The sequence below is a fragment of the Photobacterium sp. GB-1 genome (assembly GCF_003026165.1).
Taxonomy (GTDB): Bacteria; Pseudomonadota; Gammaproteobacteria; order Enterobacterales; family Vibrionaceae; genus Photobacterium.
On sequence record NZ_PYOB01000001.1, the window covers coordinates 333,722 to 354,451 of the forward strand.

Annotated in this window: 21 protein-coding genes; 6 read left to right on the forward strand and 15 right to left on the reverse strand. The window is 40.5% G+C overall.

Annotation, left to right across the window (positions count from 1 at the left end; all coding sequences use genetic code 11):
• Positions 1–3 precede the first annotated feature (3 nt).
• Together C9J45_RS01370 and C9J45_RS01375 are read right to left on the reverse strand one after the other, a co-directional pair.
• Entirely contained in the window at positions 4–972 is a 969-nt protein-coding gene (locus tag C9J45_RS01370; RefSeq protein ID WP_045082690.1) for a lytic transglycosylase domain-containing protein, read from the reverse strand.
• A gap of 7 nt (positions 973–979) precedes the next feature.
• A complete protein-coding gene (locus C9J45_RS01375; RefSeq protein WP_005370601.1) occupies positions 980–1,258 on the reverse strand; it encodes a YcgL domain-containing protein in 279 nt (92 codons plus the stop codon).
• A gap of 221 nt (positions 1,259–1,479) precedes the next feature.
• Here C9J45_RS01375 and minC point away from each other — a divergent pair, with 221 nt between their 5' ends.
• The 3 genes from minC to minE are packed head-to-tail and all read left to right on the forward strand — an operon-like array spanning position 1,480 to position 3,291.
• Positions 1,480–2,184: a septum site-determining protein MinC gene (gene minC, locus C9J45_RS01380; RefSeq protein WP_107205598.1), complete on the forward strand. Its 705-nt coding sequence runs from the start codon at positions 1,480–1,482 to the stop codon at positions 2,182–2,184.
• A 24-nt stretch (positions 2,185–2,208) separates the two neighbouring features.
• Positions 2,209–3,021, forward strand: a complete 813-nt coding sequence (gene minD, locus C9J45_RS01385; protein ID WP_107205597.1) for a septum site-determining protein MinD — start codon at positions 2,209–2,211, stop codon at positions 3,019–3,021.
• 6 nt (positions 3,022–3,027) lie between these two features.
• Positions 3,028–3,291: a cell division topological specificity factor MinE gene (minE, locus tag C9J45_RS01390; RefSeq protein WP_005370595.1), complete on the forward strand. Its 264-nt coding sequence runs from the start codon at positions 3,028–3,030 to the stop codon at positions 3,289–3,291.
• Between the two features lie 52 nt (positions 3,292–3,343).
• Here minE and rnd read toward each other — a convergent pair whose 3' ends face one another.
• From rnd to C9J45_RS01425, 7 genes are all read right to left on the reverse strand, one after another.
• A complete protein-coding gene (gene rnd / locus C9J45_RS01395) occupies positions 3,344–4,471 on the reverse strand; it encodes a ribonuclease D (protein ID WP_107259405.1) in 1,128 nt (375 codons plus the stop codon).
• A gap of 163 nt (positions 4,472–4,634) precedes the next feature.
• Entirely contained in the window at positions 4,635–6,317 is a 1,683-nt protein-coding gene (gene fadD / locus C9J45_RS01400) for a long-chain-fatty-acid--CoA ligase FadD (protein WP_105060617.1), read from the reverse strand.
• Positions 6,318–6,491: 174 nt separating this feature from the next.
• Positions 6,492–7,370 (reverse strand): alpha/beta fold hydrolase, encoded by an 879-nt coding sequence (locus tag C9J45_RS01405; protein ID WP_107287064.1) that lies wholly within the window; start codon positions 7,368–7,370, stop codon positions 6,492–6,494.
• A 3-nt stretch (positions 7,371–7,373) separates the two neighbouring features.
• Positions 7,374–7,940 carry a Slp family lipoprotein gene (locus C9J45_RS01410; RefSeq protein WP_107292072.1) on the reverse strand — a complete coding sequence of 189 codons (567 nt, stop codon included), beginning with the start codon at positions 7,938–7,940 and terminating at the stop codon, positions 7,374–7,376.
• A 117-nt stretch (positions 7,941–8,057) separates the two neighbouring features.
• On the reverse strand, positions 8,058–8,351 hold the full coding sequence (locus C9J45_RS01415) for a hypothetical protein (protein WP_107205593.1): 294 nt from the start codon (positions 8,349–8,351) through the stop codon (positions 8,058–8,060).
• A gap of 75 nt (positions 8,352–8,426) precedes the next feature.
• A complete protein-coding gene (gene tsaB / locus C9J45_RS01420; protein WP_107292073.1) occupies positions 8,427–9,128 on the reverse strand; it encodes a tRNA (adenosine(37)-N6)-threonylcarbamoyltransferase complex dimerization subunit type 1 TsaB in 702 nt (233 codons plus the stop codon).
• Positions 9,129–11,084 carry an ATP-dependent DNA helicase gene (locus tag C9J45_RS01425; RefSeq protein WP_006646899.1) on the reverse strand — a complete coding sequence of 652 codons (1,956 nt, stop codon included), beginning with the start codon at positions 11,082–11,084 and terminating at the stop codon, positions 9,129–9,131.
• A 227-nt stretch (positions 11,085–11,311) separates the two neighbouring features.
• On the opposite strand from C9J45_RS01425, the gene purU reads away from it, so the two are divergent.
• Positions 11,312–12,145, forward strand: coding sequence for a formyltetrahydrofolate deformylase (gene purU / locus C9J45_RS01430; RefSeq protein ID WP_105060623.1), 834 nt, complete (start codon positions 11,312–11,314; stop codon positions 12,143–12,145).
• An 81-nt stretch (positions 12,146–12,226) separates the two neighbouring features.
• On the opposite strand, the gene C9J45_RS01435 is transcribed toward purU, so the two are convergent.
• Positions 12,227–12,811, reverse strand: a complete 585-nt coding sequence (locus C9J45_RS01435; protein ID WP_107245579.1) for a VOC family protein — start codon at positions 12,809–12,811, stop codon at positions 12,227–12,229.
• A 417-nt stretch (positions 12,812–13,228) separates the two neighbouring features.
• On the opposite strand from C9J45_RS01435, the gene argS reads away from it, so the two are divergent.
• Positions 13,229–14,959: an arginine--tRNA ligase gene (gene argS / locus C9J45_RS01440; protein ID WP_105060625.1), complete on the forward strand. Its 1,731-nt coding sequence runs from the start codon at positions 13,229–13,231 to the stop codon at positions 14,957–14,959.
• A gap of 135 nt (positions 14,960–15,094) precedes the next feature.
• Here argS and C9J45_RS01445 read toward each other — a convergent pair whose 3' ends face one another.
• The gene (locus C9J45_RS01445; RefSeq protein WP_107205589.1) at positions 15,095–15,700 is read right to left on the reverse strand and encodes a DUF924 family protein; all 606 of its coding nucleotides are present in this window, start codon (positions 15,698–15,700) and stop codon (positions 15,095–15,097) included.
• A 141-nt stretch (positions 15,701–15,841) separates the two neighbouring features.
• Between C9J45_RS01445 and C9J45_RS01450 the strand changes: the two genes are divergently transcribed.
• On the forward strand, positions 15,842–16,276 hold the full coding sequence (locus tag C9J45_RS01450) for an HIT domain-containing protein (RefSeq protein WP_107205588.1): 435 nt from the start codon (positions 15,842–15,844) through the stop codon (positions 16,274–16,276).
• Positions 16,277–16,324: 48 nt separating this feature from the next.
• Here the strand turns inward: C9J45_RS01450 and C9J45_RS01455 are convergent, their stop codons facing one another.
• The 4 genes from C9J45_RS01455 to mepM form a co-directional block, all read right to left on the reverse strand.
• Positions 16,325–16,567 carry a FeoC-like transcriptional regulator gene (locus C9J45_RS01455; RefSeq protein WP_107245581.1) on the reverse strand — a complete coding sequence of 81 codons (243 nt, stop codon included), beginning with the start codon at positions 16,565–16,567 and terminating at the stop codon, positions 16,325–16,327.
• Positions 16,564–18,849 (reverse strand): Fe(2+) transporter permease subunit FeoB, encoded by a 2,286-nt coding sequence (feoB, locus tag C9J45_RS01460; RefSeq protein ID WP_107290567.1) that lies wholly within the window; start codon positions 18,847–18,849, stop codon positions 16,564–16,566. The genes C9J45_RS01455 and feoB overlap by 4 nt, the downstream gene beginning before the upstream one ends.
• Positions 18,849–19,076, reverse strand: coding sequence for a FeoA family protein (locus C9J45_RS01465; RefSeq protein WP_105060630.1), 228 nt, complete (start codon positions 19,074–19,076; stop codon positions 18,849–18,851). The genes feoB and C9J45_RS01465 overlap by 1 nt, the downstream gene beginning before the upstream one ends.
• 290 nt (positions 19,077–19,366) lie before the next feature.
• Positions 19,367–20,728 carry a murein DD-endopeptidase MepM gene (gene mepM / locus C9J45_RS01470; protein ID WP_107205585.1) on the reverse strand — a complete coding sequence of 454 codons (1,362 nt, stop codon included), beginning with the start codon at positions 20,726–20,728 and terminating at the stop codon, positions 19,367–19,369.
• Positions 20,729–20,730: the final 2 nt, after the last annotated feature.

The following is a 20,730-nucleotide window of genomic DNA, read 5'->3' on the forward strand; positions in this document are numbered from 1 at the left end:
CTATTAGATACGATCAGCAAGATGGCTGACAGCTAAAGCAAAATAATGAGAACGATTCCATTTCATTAATGTTTGGTAATTACCATAAACAAGGTAAGCACGCCCATGTTCGTCATCAGGTTGAATTAACCATGCATCAATGTCTTCTTTGGGTAAATTCCCACCACTCATAGTACGAACACCGAGTGTTTGCCATTGTGCTAGTGTTTTGGTTTTTTCTACACCCGTACCTTTTAAATCGGCCGATAATGATGATGGGATCTTAACTTGACGTCCCCAAGTATATTTATCATTCCAACCTGATTTTTTTAGGTAATTCGCTGCAGATGCAAAAACATCCGCTTTAGTATTCCAAATATCAGCTTTACCATCATTATTACCATCAACAGCAAAGGTTAAATAAGATGTCGGCATGAATTGGCATTGACCCATCGCCCCTGCCCATGATCCTTTCATCTCATCAATCGTAATATGTCCCTCTTGAAGGATTTGTAATGCCGCCATCACTTGTTTACGAAATAAAGCTTCACGACGACCTTCATAAGCCAACGTGGTTAATGCTTCAACAACATGGTAATTACCTTGTAATTTACCAAAGTTACTTTCAACCCCCCACAACGCAACAATAAAACGTGGCTGTACGCCGTATTCTTTACCTATCCGATCTAATGTTGTTTTATTCTCTTGATATAAACGACGTGCTTGTTTTACTTTCCAGTCAGGTACAGCGCGTGGAATATATTGATCTAATGTTAACTTTTTCTCAGGTTGGTTTTTATCTGCCTTTACTGCACGATGAGTAAATGTAATGCCTTTAAAAGCTGAATCGAGAATAGGCTCAGAAATACCATTACTACGCGCTTCTGCTTTTAATTTATTAATATATGCGTTAAACCCTTCATCAGCAGCAAAAGCTGTTGAGGAAATCCCTAGTCCTAAGGCCACAACGGCCGATATAAAACGCTTATGCATAATAACCTTAATTAGCTCTGCCGGCTTTCTCGGCTTTATATTGATCCAATAAATTTGTTACTGGCGGTGGAACTTGAAGATAGAAACCAACGGTCTTTAATGCTTCTTTTACTTTTTCAACATCGGCCAAGGCTAACTTTCTCCCTTCTAACTTTATCACCATAACAAATTGCGGTTTACCAAATGTATTCATTAATACTTCAGGCACATCGGAGAAATCATCTTTCTTATTTACATATAAATATGTGTTATCTTTTTTTAAGCTTTTATAGATTGCACACAACATTTCAATTCACCTATTTGTTAAAGCTTATTCTTTCAGACAGCTATTTTAACGTATCATTCCCCGTTGGTTTATTTTTCCCCCTACAGGATGAGACTTTTGTCTGAATTTCCCATGTCAAAGCAAGGATAACTTGCCCCTAACTGCTCGGGAATATACCATGCTAGTACCTTTGTGATAATCAACAAGAATGGTTAATTTAAACATTAACCATAATAAATACCATGACCAAGACGACTGAACTTAAAGGGAGCTCATTTACGCTCTCTGCGCTTCATTTAATTGATGGTGATATCAAAAAAGCGACCGATCACCTAAAAGAAAAAATTGAACTCGCACCTAATTTCTTTGCATCAGCTCCCGTTGTTATCGATATCTCTAATGCAGGCAAAGATATTAATTTTGAGCAATTAAAACGAGCAATTGTCGACGCGGGCATGATCCCTGTAGGTATCAGCGGTTGTAAAGAACAAGCGTTACAAAATCAAGCAAAATCTGCTGGATTTGCTATTATGAATGCCGCACGCACGGTGAAAGAAAAAACAACAGTAGAATCTACTGAAGCTGAGCCATCTTCTCAGCCAGTTCAAGGCCGAGAGTCTGCACTTATCATTCGCACTCCTGTTCGTTCTGGTCAACAGATTTATGCTAAAAATCGTGACCTTGTCATTCTCAACCATGTGAGTGCGGGCGCTGAAATTATTGCTGATGGTTGCATTCATATTTACGGTACGTTACGTGGTCGAGCATTAGCTGGAGCCAACGGAGACCTAGAAGCGACAATTTTCTGTCAGAACTTGCAATCTGAACTAATTTCAGTTGCAGGAAACTACTGGCTAAGTGATAACATTCAGGATGAGTTCTGGGGCAAGGGTGTTGTAATTTCAATTACTGATAATACGCTTAGCATCGAGCACCTTGCTTTATAAAAGTTTTAATAAGGAATTTAGTAAATGGCACGAATTATCGTTGTTACTTCAGGTAAAGGCGGCGTTGGTAAAACAACCTCAAGCGCAGCCATTGCATCTGGTCTAGCATTATGCGGTAAAAAAACGGCGGTTATCGATTTTGATATTGGTCTACGTAACCTTGATCTCATTATGGGTTGTGAGCGACGTGTCGTTTATGACTTTGTAAACGTTATCAACGGCGAAGCAAATCTGAACCAAGCATTAATTAAAGATAAGCGTGTTGATAACCTTTTTGTTTTACCTGCATCTCAGACTCGTGATAAAGACGCACTCTCTCGTGAAGGCGTTGAGCGTGTTTTAAATGACTTGGATAAAATGAATTTTGATTTCATTATCTGTGATTCTCCAGCAGGTATTGAAACTGGTGCTTTAATGGCACTTTACTTTGCTGATGAAGCGATTGTAACAACGAATCCTGAAGTCTCTTCTGTTCGCGACTCTGATCGTATTTTAGGTATTCTAGATTCTAAGTCTCGCCGAGCAGAAGATGGTAAAGACGCAGTTAAACAACACTTACTACTAACACGCTATAACCCGACACGTGTAACGCAAGGTGAAATGCTAAGCGTTCAAGATGTTGAAGAAATTTTACACATCCCTCTTTTAGGTGTTATTCCTGAAAGCCAAGCTGTGCTAAACGCATCTAACAAGGGTGAGCCCGTTATTTTCGATAAAGAATCTGATGCTGGCATTGCTTATGAAGATACAGTAGCACGCTTATTGGGTGAGGAACGCCCATTTAAATTCTTAGAGGAAGAGAAGAAAGGCTTCCTAAAACGCTTATTTGGAGGCTAACTTTATATGGCACTGCTCGAGTTTTTCCGCCCGAAAAAGACGAAAACAGCGAATGTAGCAAAGGAAAGGTTACAGATTATTGTCGCTGAACGTCGTAGTGCTGGACAACCGGCTCCAGCCTACCTACCCCAGCTAAAACAAGATATTTTAGATGTGATCAGTAAGTACGTTCAAATCGACCCAAATCAAGTGTCTGTGAACCTTGATCATAAAGAGGAAGATTTATCCGTACTCGAACTTAACGTGACGTTACCTGACGAAGAACGTTAATACAGAAAAACCCGCAGATGGCGGGTTTTTTCTTTTAGGACGTAGTAATCAATTAGGCTTTTTCGTCTAATAACTTTAATACACGTTGCTCAAATAAATCACGACGCCAGTTTTTCAACATTTCAGGACGTTTTTCATCTTGACGCTGATACTTCCATGCCCAAGATAATACTTGGTGGATCTGCTTTTTAGAAGCTAAGAACTCAGGCGCTAAACCGGTCTCTTTTTCAACATCTGTTACTACGTCTTTGATGGATTTTACCATCTGCTTATAATGTGGGAAATCAACCAAACGCTCTATTTTCGCGGGATAATCTTGCGCTGCAATACGATCGCAATCATGCACCATTTTCAATAAACGGTTACCGTGACGTTGGATCTCCATTGGCTCAAAATCTGCTTTCTCAAGCTCAGCTCGTGATTTAATATTAAAACGCGCTAATTTCCATAAATGTAATTCTTTGACAATGAAGTTTAATGCGATATCCCGTTTCTGCGCTTCACGTACTCGCCAAGCTGCAACTTTTTGCAAAACAGCAAGTTGCTGTGGGTTTAACTGCCATGCGTTTTTAATATCAAGATACGCTTTTTCTGGATCAACGGGCTTAATACGGCGGTGTATTACAGATAGGCATTCTTGCTGTAATGCTTCCATATAGCCCCGTTCTTCAACCTTAGCTAATAAACTTTCAAACAACGGTTTTAAGTAATAAACATCGGCAGCGGCATAATCGAGTTGTTTTGCCGTTAATGGACGTGCAAGCCAATTGGTACGCGCTTCGCCTTTATCAAGCTCAACACCAACGTATTCTTTCACTAATGCACCAAAGCCCGTTGAAATACCTTGTCCAAGGAAAGCTGCCATTAACTGAGTATCAAACATTGGTGTTGGTAAACAACCGGCATGATGCTGAAATACTTCTAGATCTTCACCACAGGCGTGAAGCACTTTCATCACCGATTGATCACGTAACAATGCCCACAATGGCTCCATGTCTTCCACTTCTAATGGATCAATTAACGATAACTGCTCACCATCGAATAATTGAATCAAACCTAAACGCGGGTATAGCGTACGAGTACGGACAAATTCCGTATCAAGCATAACGGCAGTGTGCGTTCTGGCTGAGTCACAACGCTGTTGTAATTGCTCGGTTGTTGTAATTATCTCGAAGTTCACATGATACCTTTTCGGTGCGGGGCTAAATCATTAACCTTTTTGTAAATTATATTAAGAAAAATGCCGACGTAATGTCGGCATCTATAATATCGCGCAATAGTATGTAATAACACTTTTCAGCAAAAACTGATGGGCTTTTTTACATATTTATTATCGCAAACACTTATTGTTGTGCTTTTTTATCAGACTCTTCACGCAATACGCGACGTAGAATCTTACCTACATTGGTTTTTGGCAAGTCATCCATAAATTCAACAATTTTAGGTATCTTATAACCTGTTAAATGTTGACGACAATGCGCTATCAATTCATCTTTTGTGAGGCTCTGATCGCGTTTCACCACACATATCTTAACCACTTCTCCAGACACTTCATGAGCCTGGCCGATCGCTGCGACTTCAAGCACTTTGTCATGTAGCGCTACAACATCTTCGATTTCATTAGGATAAACGTTAAAACCTGACACTAAGATCATATCTTTCTTACGATCGACAATATGCAAAAAGCCTTCATCATCAAATTTAACGATATCACCCGTCGATAGCCAACCATCTTCTGTTAATACTTCTTTAGTGGCTTCAGGACGCTGCCAGTAACCTTTCATGACTTGAGGACCACGAACTTGTAATTCACCGACTTCGTCGATACCCACAATATTACCTTCATCATCAACCATACGCACTTCAGTTGAAGGGACAGGCAGGCCAATTGAACCGTTATATTGCGTCAAATCATAAGGGTATGCTGCAACCAGTGGTGAACACTCGGTTAAACCGTACCCTTCTAATAAGTAATTACCGGTGATTTTCTGCCACTTTTCAGCAACAGCACGTTGCACCGCCATACCGCCGCCAACAGAAAGACGTAGATTACTAAAATCGAGCTCTTGGAAATCTTCATTGTTGATCAGCGCATTAAATAAGGTGTTCACACCTGTAATTGCTGTAAATTGATAACGTTGAAGCTCTTTGACAAAAGTGGGAATATCACGTGGATTCGTGATCAGTAAGTTCTGACCGCCCATTTCCATTAATAATAAGCAGTTTACTGTCAATGCAAATACATGATAAAGCGGTAAAGCGGTAACAATGAGCTCACGCCCCTCTGTTAGCACAGGACCATATGCACCTTTCGCCTGCATGACATTAGACACCATATTATGATGCGTTAATATTGCCCCCTTAGCGACGCCTGTTGTACCACCTGTATATTGAAGAAATGCCATGTCATCGCCAGTAATAAATGGCTTAACATACTGCATACGACGGCCTTTACGCAGTGCGATACGCATTGAAGTCGCATGCGGCAAATGGTACTTAGGCACCATTTTCTTAATGTACTTAACAACAAAGTTAACCAAAGTACCTTTTGGACGAGACAATTGGTCGCCAAGGCTGGTTAAAATTACATTTTTAACACCTGTATTTTTAACAACAGCTTCAAGGGTATGAGCAAAGTTAGACACGATAACAATGGCTTTTGCACCAGAGTCATTTAATTGGTGCTCTAACTCACGTGGGGTGTATAACGGGTTGACGTTAACCACAACACAACCTGCACGTAAAATACCGAATAGCGCGATAGGATATTGCAGTAAGTTTGGCATCATTACAGCAACACGGTCACCTTTTTGTAGCTTCAATTCATTTTGAAGGTAAGCTGCAAAGGCACGGCTACGCTCTTCCAATTTACGGAAGGTCATAACTTGTCCCATGTTAATGAAAGCAGTTTGATCAGCATATTTACGTACTGATTGTTCAAACATATCAACTAATGATGAATATGCATCCGGATTAATTTCTGCCGGTACATCATTCGGATAGCGGCTAAGCCAAACCTTATCCACTCGCATTCTCCTTATTATTAGACTGCTTTAATACCTATACAGGAATACAGGTAAATACTGTACGTATAAATCAAACATGCGTTTACATTCAAGTACAGTATACTTAACTTATAATTAACATCTTGCCAAATTAACTGAGTAGAAACTTTGAAGCTACTCATTGAAAAGCGAAGATTAATCTCTCTCGAGGGAAATAAAAGCCCTAATACAATTCGATACTGTATCTGGCTGTTCTAAATGGCAATGATGCCCCCCGTCAATCACTACCTGTGAAAACTGTTGAAGCTTGTATTTATCCTGCGGATCATCACGCAGTTGAGGAAATCCATGACTTCCGACAATCGAATAAATGGGTGCTTCTATTGACGACATAATTGCTTGTGCTTGTTGTTGTGTCATCCGGTAGAGTGATTCACAACGCAGGCGATGGTCATGTCGCCAGTACCACAGCCCATTACGCTTAACCGTTGCCCGCTTCACAACAGGCTCTAAACATGCCATGGGTAAATCATTAACGTTGGCACGTAATTGTAAAGCTTCAGTAAAAGAGCTCATTGCTCTTGCTTTACGACGTTCACTACTTTTACGGTATTGCTGTCGACTTTTAATCCCACACTTTAACCGCTCAACCGTTTGTTCGGCCTCTTCCACTAATGGCGATAAGCCTTCAATTAATACCAACTTATCTATTGATTGAGGATAAGCTGCGCTATAACAACTGGCAATAATCGCCCCTAATGAGTGGCCAACAAGACACACGCGAGTGGTGGGGAGCTGTGTAATGACTTGGTGTAAATCATCAATATAATCGAAAAAGTGATAATAGTTATCCCCACTTCGAGATTGTGATAAACCATGTCCAGGCAAATCAATGGCAACAAGATTAAAATCGTCCTCTAGTCGTGACCAAAGTGATGAAAACGTCGCAGCATTATCTTGCCAACCATGAATAAATAACAACACGGGTTTGTTATTCTCTAACGGCGACGATAATGAGAAATTGGTCAGTCCCGCTAATTCTAATTCAGCCAGCTTAAATGTTGTTACTTCCATGACTTACATTATCACTCTATCAACCACGCGCCCTTGAATGCCAAACGGTGGCATAAAGTAATCATCGCCCCAAAATCCACAGTTAATGCCAATACAACGATTAAATCGCATTGGTGTTTCCATTTGAATTTGCTGCTGTACTTGCCAAATTTGCTCACCTGAAGCATTTACCACAGGAAAAGTATAATCGTACTCTCCAACTTTACCTTTTTGCATTTCAGTATATTGCCCGACAACTGTCAGTAAACGTCCTTTGGCATACTCGATAGGATCAAGAAAGCCAGGTACATTCGCAATAAATCTACCTTGGGGTTTACTGTTCAATATTGGTCTACCGTCAGAGGTTAACGGCAATGCGACTATTTCAACGCGTGTTTGCTTTGCTTCATTTTTAATTGAAGCAATAATGCCACCTAACCTTACTTCCTGATGTTGCATTACAGTAGGATGCTCGGTGATAACGCGTAAATCCGTGATAGGATTTTTCGTTTTGGTCTGCAAGCTGGCTGGAACACTGGCGCAGCCTACCATAAAGATTAATATCAGCCCAAGAAATAGCGTGCGAAACATATAAAACCTCAACATAACTGTTCAATATTACAGCAAAAGTAATTATTTAGGCATAGTCTACGGACACGTTAAATTAACGTGATAACGATGAGAATAATAAGGAAAGTATTCGTTGGTTTAAACAACCATATTGATACCGATCAGATCGGAAAGTTGTTCTTTTCTATCATGCAGCATGACATCCATATACATAGATAATGCTTTCTGATGTTTACCATCAGGGCGATCATACTGTAATTGACGATATTCTTGACTCGCCCACTCTGCGTGTTGTGTTGTCGATAACGATGATAAAACAGACGTTGATGAAACCGTATCACTTGAAGTGCTCGCTTTCGTACTAGAGGTCTGTGAGGTTGAACTAAATGGTTTTGATGGTAATGATATAACACCATGATTGATAGTAACCATAATCTCCTCTCATCATCCATTTAAAAAATTAGGATAAAGAAAAAGTAGCAGCACCCGCCACTACTCTTTATTTAATTATTCGCGACCTGGCAGTTTTTTCCATGTCACAGTATCACGTAAATACACAGGACTAGCCACTTCTGCGCTAACACTTTCACCACGAGCAAAAGCAAACTTCGCTAGGTGAACCATGTCTTGTGAATCAGGATATAACACCGAGCCCTGCTGCATTTCAAAAGGTAACTTAGCTAGAGTATCAGCATACACTTCCCACGCTGTACCCGCTGTTAACCAAATACCCGTTTCGGTCTGAACAGATTCAACTAAAGCATCAGGTACAATCACCTGCTCTGCACCGATAATTTGCCAGTCACCATCTATTTTACGCTGATACTGACCCCAATAGATTTCGCCCATACGAGCATCAATAGCAGATAATACATTGTCAGCTTGATGGACACGGTAAGTACCTTGCGCCATTGCAGCTAATGTTGACACGCCCACCATAGGTAAATCGGCACCAAACGCTAAACCTTGCGCAATACCAATGCCGATACGAACACCAGTAAAGCTACCAGGGCCTTGGCCGTAAGCCAATGCATCGAGTTGGTTTAGCTTGATACCAGCTTCAGCCAGAACAGTATCTACCATAGGCAAAATTTTTGTTGTGTGCTCACGTGGCGCATATTCACAACGAGAGATAACTTCATCACCCATTAATAGGGCAACAGAACAATTTTCAGTTGCAGTATCAACTGCCAAAATTTTGGTTCTCATTCAAGCCTCTGAATGTTGGTTGTCATCTTCAATAACGTTATTGTTATTAATAGTAGACAAAAAGTCACTAACCCCTTCAACACTACGTGTACGAGGGATCGGTGGTAAACTTCGTAAAAATACAGCGCCATAATGCCTTGTTACTAATCGGTTATCACAAATGATCAATGCGCCTTTGTCTTTAGTATCACGGATCAAACGCCCAACACCCTGCTTTAAGGTGATCACCGCATCAGGTACTTGGACATCGGCAAAAGGATCACCACCACGCATACGACAATCTTCAATACGTGCTTTTAATAATGGATCATCTGGTGCTGTAAACGGTAATTTATCAATGATAACACAGCTAAGGGCTTGCCCTCTAACATCAATCCCTTCCCAGAACGCCCCCGTTGCCACTAATAATGCATTACCATGAGCCAAATACTCATTAAGTAGCTTTTGTTTCGTTGTTTCACCTTGCGCTAACACGGGTAAACTCAGCTTCTCACGAAACCCTTCTGCAAGATCGCGTACCATTTGATGAGAAGTACACAAGAAAAAACAACGACCATTATTCGCTTCAATCACAGGCGCTAACATCTCAACCAATTTATTAGCGAGACCATAACTATTAGGCTCAGGTAAATGGCGAGGTACACATAATAACGCCTGCTCGTTGTAATCAAACGGACTTTCAAGCGAGAATTGTTGCTTTGGCTCTAACCCTAAGCGATGACTAAAGTGGGTGAAATTCTCATCAACGGCTAAGGTTGCTGAAGTGAAGATCCATGCCCCTTTTTGCTCAGCCATTTGCTCTTTAAATTTATCCGCAACAGAGAGCGGCGTGATATTTAAACTAAACTGGCGAGGTGTACATTCATACCAATAGGAATAGCCTGTAATTGCAGTATCTGATACTCGTTTTAGTTTGGCTTTTAGCGTTGCTGCACGTTCAAAGGCAGTATCTAGTAACTGGCTTCGACCTAACGCCAGCTTAAGTACATCGTAGGTAAGATCTAATGCATCTGACAGTCGAGTCAATTCCCGTTGAACAGCAGGGGTTTGTGATGCTTCTCGCCAATTTCCCCTAAACCCGGGATCACCTAAAATTATCCGCATTTCAAACGCAGCTTGCTGTAACCTATCTGCCGTTTTTTGCAGTTGGCGCATATCACGCGCTTCTGTGCGATAACCAATATCAATATCTTTCGCGAGTTCAATTAATTGGCGACTGGTTAGGCTCTGGCCAAAGTACTGACTGGCAATATCAGGCATTTGGTGGGCTTCATCAAAGATAAATACTTCAGCTTCAGGAATTAATTCACCAAAGCCTGTTTCTTTAATGGCTAAATCGGCTAAGAATAAATGGTGATTAACAACAACTACATCGGCTTCCATTGCTTTGCGACGTGCTTTAACGACAAAACAATCATCATACGAGGGGCATTCACGGCCTAAACAGTTATCATTGGTCGAAGTAATCAATGGAATGACTGGGCTATCTTCTGCAACATCTTCACATTCACCAAAATCGCCGCTTTTCGATGATGAAGACCATTGTCGAATTTTAACCAACTGTGTTAATAACGTAGGATCAGATTCCACATCATGGCTTTCTATCACTTGGCGATTTAAACGATCTACACACAGATAATTTGCTCGCCCTTTTAATAACGCGACACGCCCCGTAAAGCCAATCGCATCAGCCATTAATGGCAAATCACGGTGAAATAATTGCTCTTGAAGGTTTTTAGAGCCTGTACTGATAATAGTTTTCTTACCACTAAGCAAAGCGGGGATCACATAAGCAAAGGTTTTACCTGTCCCCGTTCCCGCTTCAACCACCAGCTGAGATTCACTCTTGATCGCATCAGCCACAGCATTCGCCATATCAATTTGAGGTTGGCGAGCCTGAAAACCAGGGATGGCTTTATCTAATGCGCCACCAGAGGCAAAAAACTTCGTTATCATTTACTTCGCACTATTGGTTATATATACAGTATTCATTATGCCAATTATCCAACTACTCGACTAGTCTTCTATCCATCGATTACAAAAATTAACGACATCACTTTCTTATTAATAACATCACCTAACAAATAAATACTTTGACCATAAGGTTAAATCTAGGTAATAGTTAATTAAGATCTTTGTAACACGCAATGTATTATATGCGTGAATCGCAGTCAGGAAACGACATGGAAAAGAAAACACTCCTCACGGAATGCCCAGATGAAATGGGACTAATCGCCAAAATTACCAACATTTGTCATAAGCACCAACTAAATATTATCAACAATAAGGAATATGTTGATAACACCCATAATCAATTTTTCATGCGTACTGAGCTTGAAGGCTATTTTAATGATACAACCTTCCTCGCAGATATTGATCATGCTTTACCCAAAGGCAGCAAACGCCGTTTAATCAGTTCTGATCGCAAAAAAATCGTCATCATGGTGACAAAAGAAGCGCACTGCCTAGGTGATATTCTTGTTAAAGCCTTCGATGGTTCATTAGATATCGATATTGCTGCGGTTGTTGGTAATTACGACACCCTACAAGGGCTAACGGAAAAGTTTGATATTCCATTCCATCATGTTTGCCATGAAGGATTAAGCCGTGAAGAGCACGAACAAAAACTATTAGAAGCGGTACAACAGTATCAACCAAATTACGTGGTACTGGCGAAATATATGCGTATTTTAACGCCTAATTTTGTTGCACAATTCCCTAATAAAATCATTAATATTCATCACAGTTTCTTACCTGCATTTATTGGCGCTAAGCCTTACCAACAAGCATTTGAACGTGGTGTAAAAATCATTGGTGCAACCGCACACTTTGTAACTAACGATCTTGATGAAGGGCCAATCATAACCCAAAACGTCATCCCTGTTGATCATAGTTTCAGTGCAGTTGAAATGGCAAAGTCTGGTCGTGATGTAGAAAAATCTGTGCTCAGTAAAGCATTAGGCCTTGCGGTAGACGATCGTATTTTTGTCTATGGTAACCGGACGGTTATTTTATAATCAGAAAAAGACAATATTGACCAAGCGAGCGTAGTAATCTTTGGGGATTACTACGCTTTTTATTATTCGTATTTACAGCAACTAGGCTTGTTCACTTTCTAATACTGCTTTTAACGAGTGTCCGTGTAATTTAATACATACCCCATCACGTTTAAACGCAAAAGTAGGATTAGCTAAACGCTCATCTTCACCGGATGGTAAACTGGCTTTTACTTTGATCCCCTTCGCATCTAACCCATCCCAATCTAATTGTGGTAATTGTTCTAGTAAATCTGCTTTTAATTCTTCAATCGTTTGTGCACTAGATGGCACCACAAACTCAATATGTTCCCACCCTTGCTTCAGATAAACTTTATCACTCGGATAAGGCAACTCTAACGCTTCGATTGTCCATCCATCTACGGCTAATGACTGTTCAAACCCAATGATCACAATGGGACGACCATTGATCATATTGTTAGACCATTCTTGGCCATAACTCAGCCAGGCTTGATGTAACTGTTGCGCCACATCTTGATCATTGACACGTAATGCAATGTGATCGGCTTGGTAATCAGCCAGTGAAATCCCTAAATCATCAATCAATGCATTAATCGCTTTCATAAACTCCGGTAACTGCGCAAGCATCTGCGTTGGATGAAGATTATATTGTTCAAGCTTGTGCATAAATTTATCCTATTATTGACAGCTATTACTATAATGAGACGAAGTGAATAATTATCCATTTTTCGTGATTTAATGAAACATGAATTTAACGCACTCTCTTTTCAATACAATAGCGTGTTACACATTATTTACTCATAACAAAAAAAGTTAAAAAAAAACGTAAACAATAGGTTTTTCCGGTTGCCAAAGTACCTCCATCTGTGGGTATTATTAGGACAATACCTACTGCGTATTCAAGACTTCGGTGCATATTTAGATATTCGCGACCCCGTCAAAAATACTCACGTTAAACACTTGATTTATTTATGTTATCATTTTGTTTTATTTCGTGATTATTTTTGACGGTGATCTTGTAATACGTAGACATTTTTGCCTCTTATTAGTAATTGGCGTTACAAATGATTTAAGGATCAGCGTGTGAACATTCAAGCACTTATTAATGATAAAGTATCTCAGGCTTTAGAAGCCGCTGGCGCACCTGCAGGCAGCCCTGCCGCAGTTCGCCAATCAGCTAAAGCGCAGTTTGGTGATTACCAAGCGAACGGTGTTATGGGCGTAGCAAAGAAGCTAGGTACTAATCCACGCGAATTCGCACAAAAAGTTATCGACTGCTTAGAACTAGATGGTATTGCTGAGAAAGTTGAAATTGCCGGCCCAGGCTTTATTAACATTTTCTTAAACAAAGCATGGTTAGCTGAGCGTGGTGAAGAAGCACTAAAAGATGAGCGTCTAGCCGTTAATACTGAAACAGCACAAAACATTGTTGTTGACTACTCTGCACCAAACGTTGCAAAAGAAATGCACGTAGGTCACTTACGTTCAACTATCATCGGTGATGCAGTTGTACGTACTCTTGAATTTTTAGGCCACAATGTTATCCGAGCTAACCACCTTGGTGACTGGGGTACACAATTCGGTATGCTTATCGCTAACATGCAGCGTAAAGAGCAAGAAGGTACTGATGTTTCTATGGACATCAGCGATCTTGAAGGTTTCTACCGTGAATCTAAAGTACTTTATGATGAAGACGAAGAATTCGGTAAAACAGCACGTAACTTTGTTGTTCGTCTACAAAGCGGTGATGAGTACTGCCTTGAGAAATGGAAGCAACTTGTTGCTATTACACTTAAGCAAAATCAACGCAACTACGATCGTCTAAGCGTGTCACTGACTGATGACAACGTAATGGGCGAATCTATGTACAACGACATGCTACCTGGCGTTGTTGCAGATCTTAAAGAAAAAGGTCTAGCTGTAGAAAGTGATGGCGCAATTGTTGTTTACCTAGACGAATACAAAAACAAAGACGGCGAGCCTATGGGTGTGATCATCCAGAAGCGTGATGGCGGTTACCTATACACAACCACTGATATCGCTTGTGCTAAATACCGTTACGAGCAACTTCATGCTGATCGCGTACTTTACTTCATCGACTCACGTCAGCACCAACACCTAATGATGGCTTGGGAAATCGTACGTAAAGCGGGTTATGTGCCAGAGAGTGTATCTCTTGAGCACCACGCATTTGGTATGATGCTAGGTAAAGATGGTCGTCCATTTAAGACTCGTGCTGGCGGTACTGTTCGTCTTGCTGATCTTCTGGATGAGGCTGTTGAGCGTGCTAACAAGCTAATTGAAGAAAAGAACCCAGAACTAAGTGCTGAAGAAAAAGCAAACATTGCACAAACTGTTGCAATGGCTGCGGTTAAGTACTCTGATCTTTCTAAGCATCGTACGACAGATTACATCTTCGACTGGGACAACATGCTAGCATTCGAAGGTAACACTGCACCATACATGCAGTACGCATACACACGTGTAGCATCTATCTTTAAGCGCGCGAATGTTGAGCTTGCAGATCTTACTCACCCAATCGTTATCACTGACGAAAAAGAGCAAGTACTGCTATCTAAACTTCTTCAATTTGAAGAAGCGGTACAATCTGTAGCACGTGAAGGTCAACCACACTTAATGTGTACTTACCTATTCGAACTTGCAGGTATGTTCTCTAGCTTCTACGAAGCATGTCCAATTCTTAATGCTGAAGAAGATGTTAAGCAAAGCCGCTTGAAGCTTGCATTGCTAACATCAAAAACTATCAAGCAAGGTCTAGACCTACTTGGTATCGAAACACTAGAGCGTATGTAATCTACATCCCCCTTAATATTAAAAAGCCTTCCATTTGGAAGGCTTTTTATTTTCTGTTTATCGCACTCTGAAATATGTTTATAAATTAGGCTCTGTAAATAAAAACATAACCAAAGATTCAATAGTTAGATCCCTTTATTGACCAAATCGCTGACCACCTTGGTTCAACCACATCAATTCACCTTGCGTAGAAAGTCGCCCCAGCACCGCATTACGATATGGAAAACGTCCAAATTGCTTAATCACATCATAATGGCTTCTCGCATAATTATAAAAGCCATCAAATAGTTCACGATTATTCAAGGAAGTTGATTCTCTTAAGTGTTGAAAGCGAAACACACTCTCTTCTTGATCTTCCAAATCTTCTGCATGTTCTAAAGGTAAATAGAAAAATACGCGTTCAATTGGCGATAAATCTACATCTTGATTCAATGCTAAACCACGTTTACACAATGCTAAGGCTAATGAGTCATAACGAAATGCCGCACTTAATCCACGGTAGATGTTGCGGCTAAATTGATCGAGTAAAATTATCAGGGCCAAGCGACCTTGGGCCGTTTCACACCAGTGATTTAACTCCCCTTTGCCAGCCTTACTCACCCAAGATTGAAAATGGGTTTTAATGTAAGCATCAATTTCTTCACCACCTAGAAACCAAAGCGCATGTTTATTTTCTTTGGTTACTTCACCCTCTAACTCGCCAAACCAATAATCGAGTATAAACTGATATTCGCTTGCCATAAGTTGCCTCACAATAATTAGAACTCTTAACCAAATGTTAGAGAATACGTTAAGGATAATACCAATCGTTTTAAATTAGGCATACTATGATAAATAATGCTCTGGCTTGTGAGCCATAATGTACTGTGAAGGAATAATTACATGCGTTTCACTCTTCATCCTCGCCTACAATCTGATACCACTGTACTCGGTGATTTTCCGCTTTCTCGTGTTTTATTATCTAAAGAAGCGCTGGGACCATGGATTATCTTAGTCCCTCGTATTGACGAGTTACGTGAGATCCACCACCTACCTGAACAAGACCAATACCAACTAATGCGTGAATCAAGTGCCGTAGCCACATTATTAGAAAACGACTATCAAGCAGAAAAGATTAACGTTGGTGCATTAGGTAACCTTGTACCACAACTTCATTTACACCACATTGCACGCTTTAGTCATGACATAGCATGGCCTGGACCAATTTGGGGAAATACAGATGGTACTCAACGCAGTGAAGCGCTACAAGCAGCACTGGCTGATGAGCTTCGCGAAGAGTTAAGTCAGGTTAAAGGCTTTACAGCTATCTCTCATTAGCATTAAAAAAGGCAGCTTAATTAAGCTGCCTTTTGCTTTTACTACCTTCTATCGCATTACCGTTATCGATAATTCGTTAACGGATAAACAACGATACCAAATCTCTTTCGCAGGTTGGCAGCAGTCTGAACTTTCACAGCCAACCAATTCTTTTCCAATCGAACCTTTACGTATCCATACATCAAGCATTGCTTCAACCCCGTCTTCCGACATTCCGAAGTGATCAGAGAGTTGCTTGCGACTGACACGTCCATGCTGTTCAATATATTGTTTTAGCTGCTGTAGGATCATTCTACTAACAAGCCTTCAAGGTTAGTTTGTTTTTTCCCTTCTCGTTTCAATAACAAGAAGATACCGCCATTAATCAATACGAAGAAGCTAATCCAGAATGCACTCGTTACAGGATGATCAACAAAGTGAGCAATTTGGTAGAACCAAGTGGCAAACGAGTAAGCCATTAACATCGTCCAACCTGCAATAAACAGAGCAAACTTCTGACCAAACTCACGTACGTAAGCACCCATTGCAGCCGCACATGGTGTGTACAACAGAATGAAAATCAAGTACGCCATTGCAGCTGCACCACTTACGAAGTGCGCTTGAATGTTACCGTATACAGATTCGTTAACACCCTGCTCTTCAGCAACGGCTTGTTTGTTTTCTAAATCACCCACTTCGATACCCAGTGGATCACTAAAGCTTAATGCTGCTAGGTTATCACCAACTGATTCAACTGCTTCTTTTAAGCTAGCAACAAGGTTGTATTCTTCATTGCTATCATCTGTTGCTGGTGCGTATAAGCTGTTTAGCGTACCCACAACGGCTTCTTTTGCGAAAATACCCGTAATGATACCGACGGTTGCAGGCCAGTTATCGGCTTTCACACCAATAGGCTCAAGCACCGGCGTCACCACCTGTGATGCTTTAGATAACACAGATTTAGACGTATCTTCGTTACCGAATGAACCATCAGTACCTAATGAGTTAAAGAAGCTTAATACTGCCACAACGACAACGATGGTTTTACCCGCACCAAATACAAAGCGCTTTAGCTTTTGCCATGTTTTTATCACCACATTGCGAATAGTTGGTAATTCGTAGTTTGGCATTTCCATGATAAAGCTATCACTAGAGCCAGGGTAAAGCGTTGAACGTAAAATAAGCCCCGTCATCACAGCTGCCACAATACCTAATAGGTACAGTGCAAATACCACGTTCTGACCATTTTCAGGGAAAAAAGCTGCTGCAAACAGTGCATATACCGGTAAACGCGCGCCACATGACATAAAGGGTGCCATTGCGGCTGCGAGTTTACGCTCACGTTCTTGTTCAAGAGTACGAGTTGCCATGATCGCAGGTACATTACAACCAAAGCCAAGCACTAGAGGAACAAATGCTTTACCCGGTAAACCTACTTTTTGCATCACTTTATCAAGAACAAATGCGGCGCGTGCCATATAGCCCGAGCTTTCTAATACCGCAAGGAACAAGTACAAACACGCAATCACTGGAATAAAGGTTGCAACCGTTTGAATACCACCACCGATGCCGTTCGCAATAATTGTTACTAACCATACTGGCAAGTGATCATCTAAAAGATGATGACCACCATCGACTAATAGTGCGCCAAAGCTAATATCAAAGAAATCGATAAATGCACTACCAATGTTTATCGCAAACATAAACATCACGTACATTACTAAGAAGAAAAATGGGATACCAAAAAAGCGGTTCAGTAATACACGATCTATTTTATCTGTTAGGCTGTTACTTAAACGGCCTTCTTGACGACGGACTTTTTGACACAGCTGATGCAAGAAGGTGTAACGCACATCAGCGACTTGAATATCAGGATCAACCGTACTTAATAAATCTGCACGTAAACCACATGCTGTTGTTTTATCTTCATCAGATAGCGTGTTGATCACTAAAGTATCGTTTTCTAATACACGGATACCTTGTGCACGAGCATTTAGCTTATCGTTATGTTTGAATAACGGTGCTAATTGACTCACTGCTCGCTCGAAATCTTGACCATAATCAAGCTCAAACTCGTTAACGACAACACCTTGTGTTAACATCTTGTGTAACTTGGTTTTAAATTCAGCAATACGCTCCATATTATTAGCAGATAACGCTAATACAGGACACCCTAATGCTTTTTCTAACGCTTTAATATCCAATACCTGACGCTGGCGCTTCAATACATCCATCTTGTTGAGCACAACCACCATCGGGCGGCCTAGCTCACGCAGCTGTAGCGTCATGTATAAACTACGCTCTAAGCTCGATGCATCAACAACGTTGATTATCACGTCAGCAGGCGTTGTTAAAATTGCACGTGACGCGATTGCTTCATCAAGGCTATTCGCATCGTTTGCACTATCAAGGTTATAAATACCAGGTAGATCTGTCAGCGAAAAATCATCACCATTGTGTTGGTAGCGACCTGTTTTTTTCTCAACCGTTACACCAGCCCAGTTACCGACTTGCTGCTTAGCGCCAGTTAAGCCATTAAACAACGTTGTTTTACCACTGTTCGGGTTACCAACAGTAAGAATATTATATTGCATTACAGTGCCTCAACCTCGATGTTTTCTGCAATTTGCTTACGTAAAGCGATATCAACACCACGTACACGAACTTGAAGCGGATCACCTAACGGCGCCACACGAACAACGGTAATTTCTGTACGAGGTAGTAACCCCATAACCATCAACTTTTTTCGCGTCGCTGAGGGTAACGCAGACATATTAATGACGGTCCCACAGTTTCCGCATGACATCTCTGACAACTTCATAGTAAATCGTTACCTTAATAAGAATTATTAGCATTTCTGGTTTGAATTTTACATATTGATACATTTCATGTCTTGTCATAAATCAAAAAAACATTTGTTTTTTTGCCCTTACATTGCTTAAAAACGACATGGAATCACCAAAAAGGAACAGAAATACAAATACTTAATTCCCTATAGATATAAGTGATAAGTGTAGGGTTAATTTAAAAAACGTCTTTGATTAGTTAAATTCAGTGATAAAAACCATAAAAAAAGCGCACAATATGTGCGCTTTTTTACGATTAAACAACTTAGCTCGATATTACATCGTTAAACTTATCCTTATAAAAGCTAACTTGTTTCATTAAATTTTTGCGTTCTTTACCATAGAGTGGATCGGCTTGTGGCAAAGATACTTTCATTGCGTCAACAGGACGACCATTTTTTATCAACTCAAAATGTAAGTGTGGGCCTGTTGAGCGCCCAGTATTACCACTTTTAGCAATACGTTGTCCCATTTTCACTTTATCGCCCACCTTCACCTCACGTTTACTTAGGTGTAAATAACGTGTCATATATTCTCGGCCATGCTTAACGACAATATAGTTACCTGCTAATGGGTGGTAACGTGATTTTACAACGACGCCATCACCAGCAGCCAAAACAGATGTACCAATCGGAACCGCAAAATCGGTACCATTATGTGGTGATCGGCGTCCAGTGACAGGGTGGAGACGATTTGGATTAAAAGATGAGCTGATACGATAACGTTTCGATGTGGGAATACGTCTAAATGCTCGGTTTAAACTGTGTCCACTACTATCATAGAACTGATCATCATCACCTCTAATAATAAAGGTTGAATCCTTACCATTCGCTGATTTGTAGTAAAAAGCATTAACCTCACCTTTACCCACCGCCTTACCATCAATAAATTCTCGATCAATACCTACAGCAAAACGATCCCCTTTATGCGCTTCGCGTCCAAGGTTAAATTTCCATTGTAAGGCTTTTACTAATGTTTGGATCTGAGTCGGTGTTAGGCCTGCTGCTCGAGCTGAATTATAAAAACTGCCATTTACACGTCCGATGATAGTAACGGGTTTCATCTCACCTTTTTTAACTATCTTTTTATATACATAACCTTTTTTCGATAGTGTAAAGGCATCCGTCTCTTTTTTACTGCGGATAATTTTAAGTTCTGTTAATTTCCCATCATCATTGACTTCCCACTCAAGTGTTTGTCCAACACGCAAATTCTGTACTGACTTATTTGCATCAATTAAGCGGTACATATCTGAAATAGGCAAACCATACTGTGAAAAGATAATCCCTAACGTTTCACCCGATGCCACTCGATGTTTATGCTCAACTTCAACTTTAGCATCATCAAGTTGTTGCTCTATTTCATCTTTTGGTGCTTGGAATTCAGGATCATTTTGATCAAGAGACACACCTAATGGCTCACTATCTTGTTCAGATAATAAATCTAATTTAGATGGCAATGTGACATCAATACGCTTATTTACGCTTGATGATGGAAAAGTTACTTGTGGTTTTGATGGCTGCCACATTATGGCAGCCATCATAAGCACAGAGGTGGAAACTAACGCAATTTTGTGCTGACGCGGCAGCTCTTTAATAGAAGTTGCTGCCGCTTGATATAATTTCATTT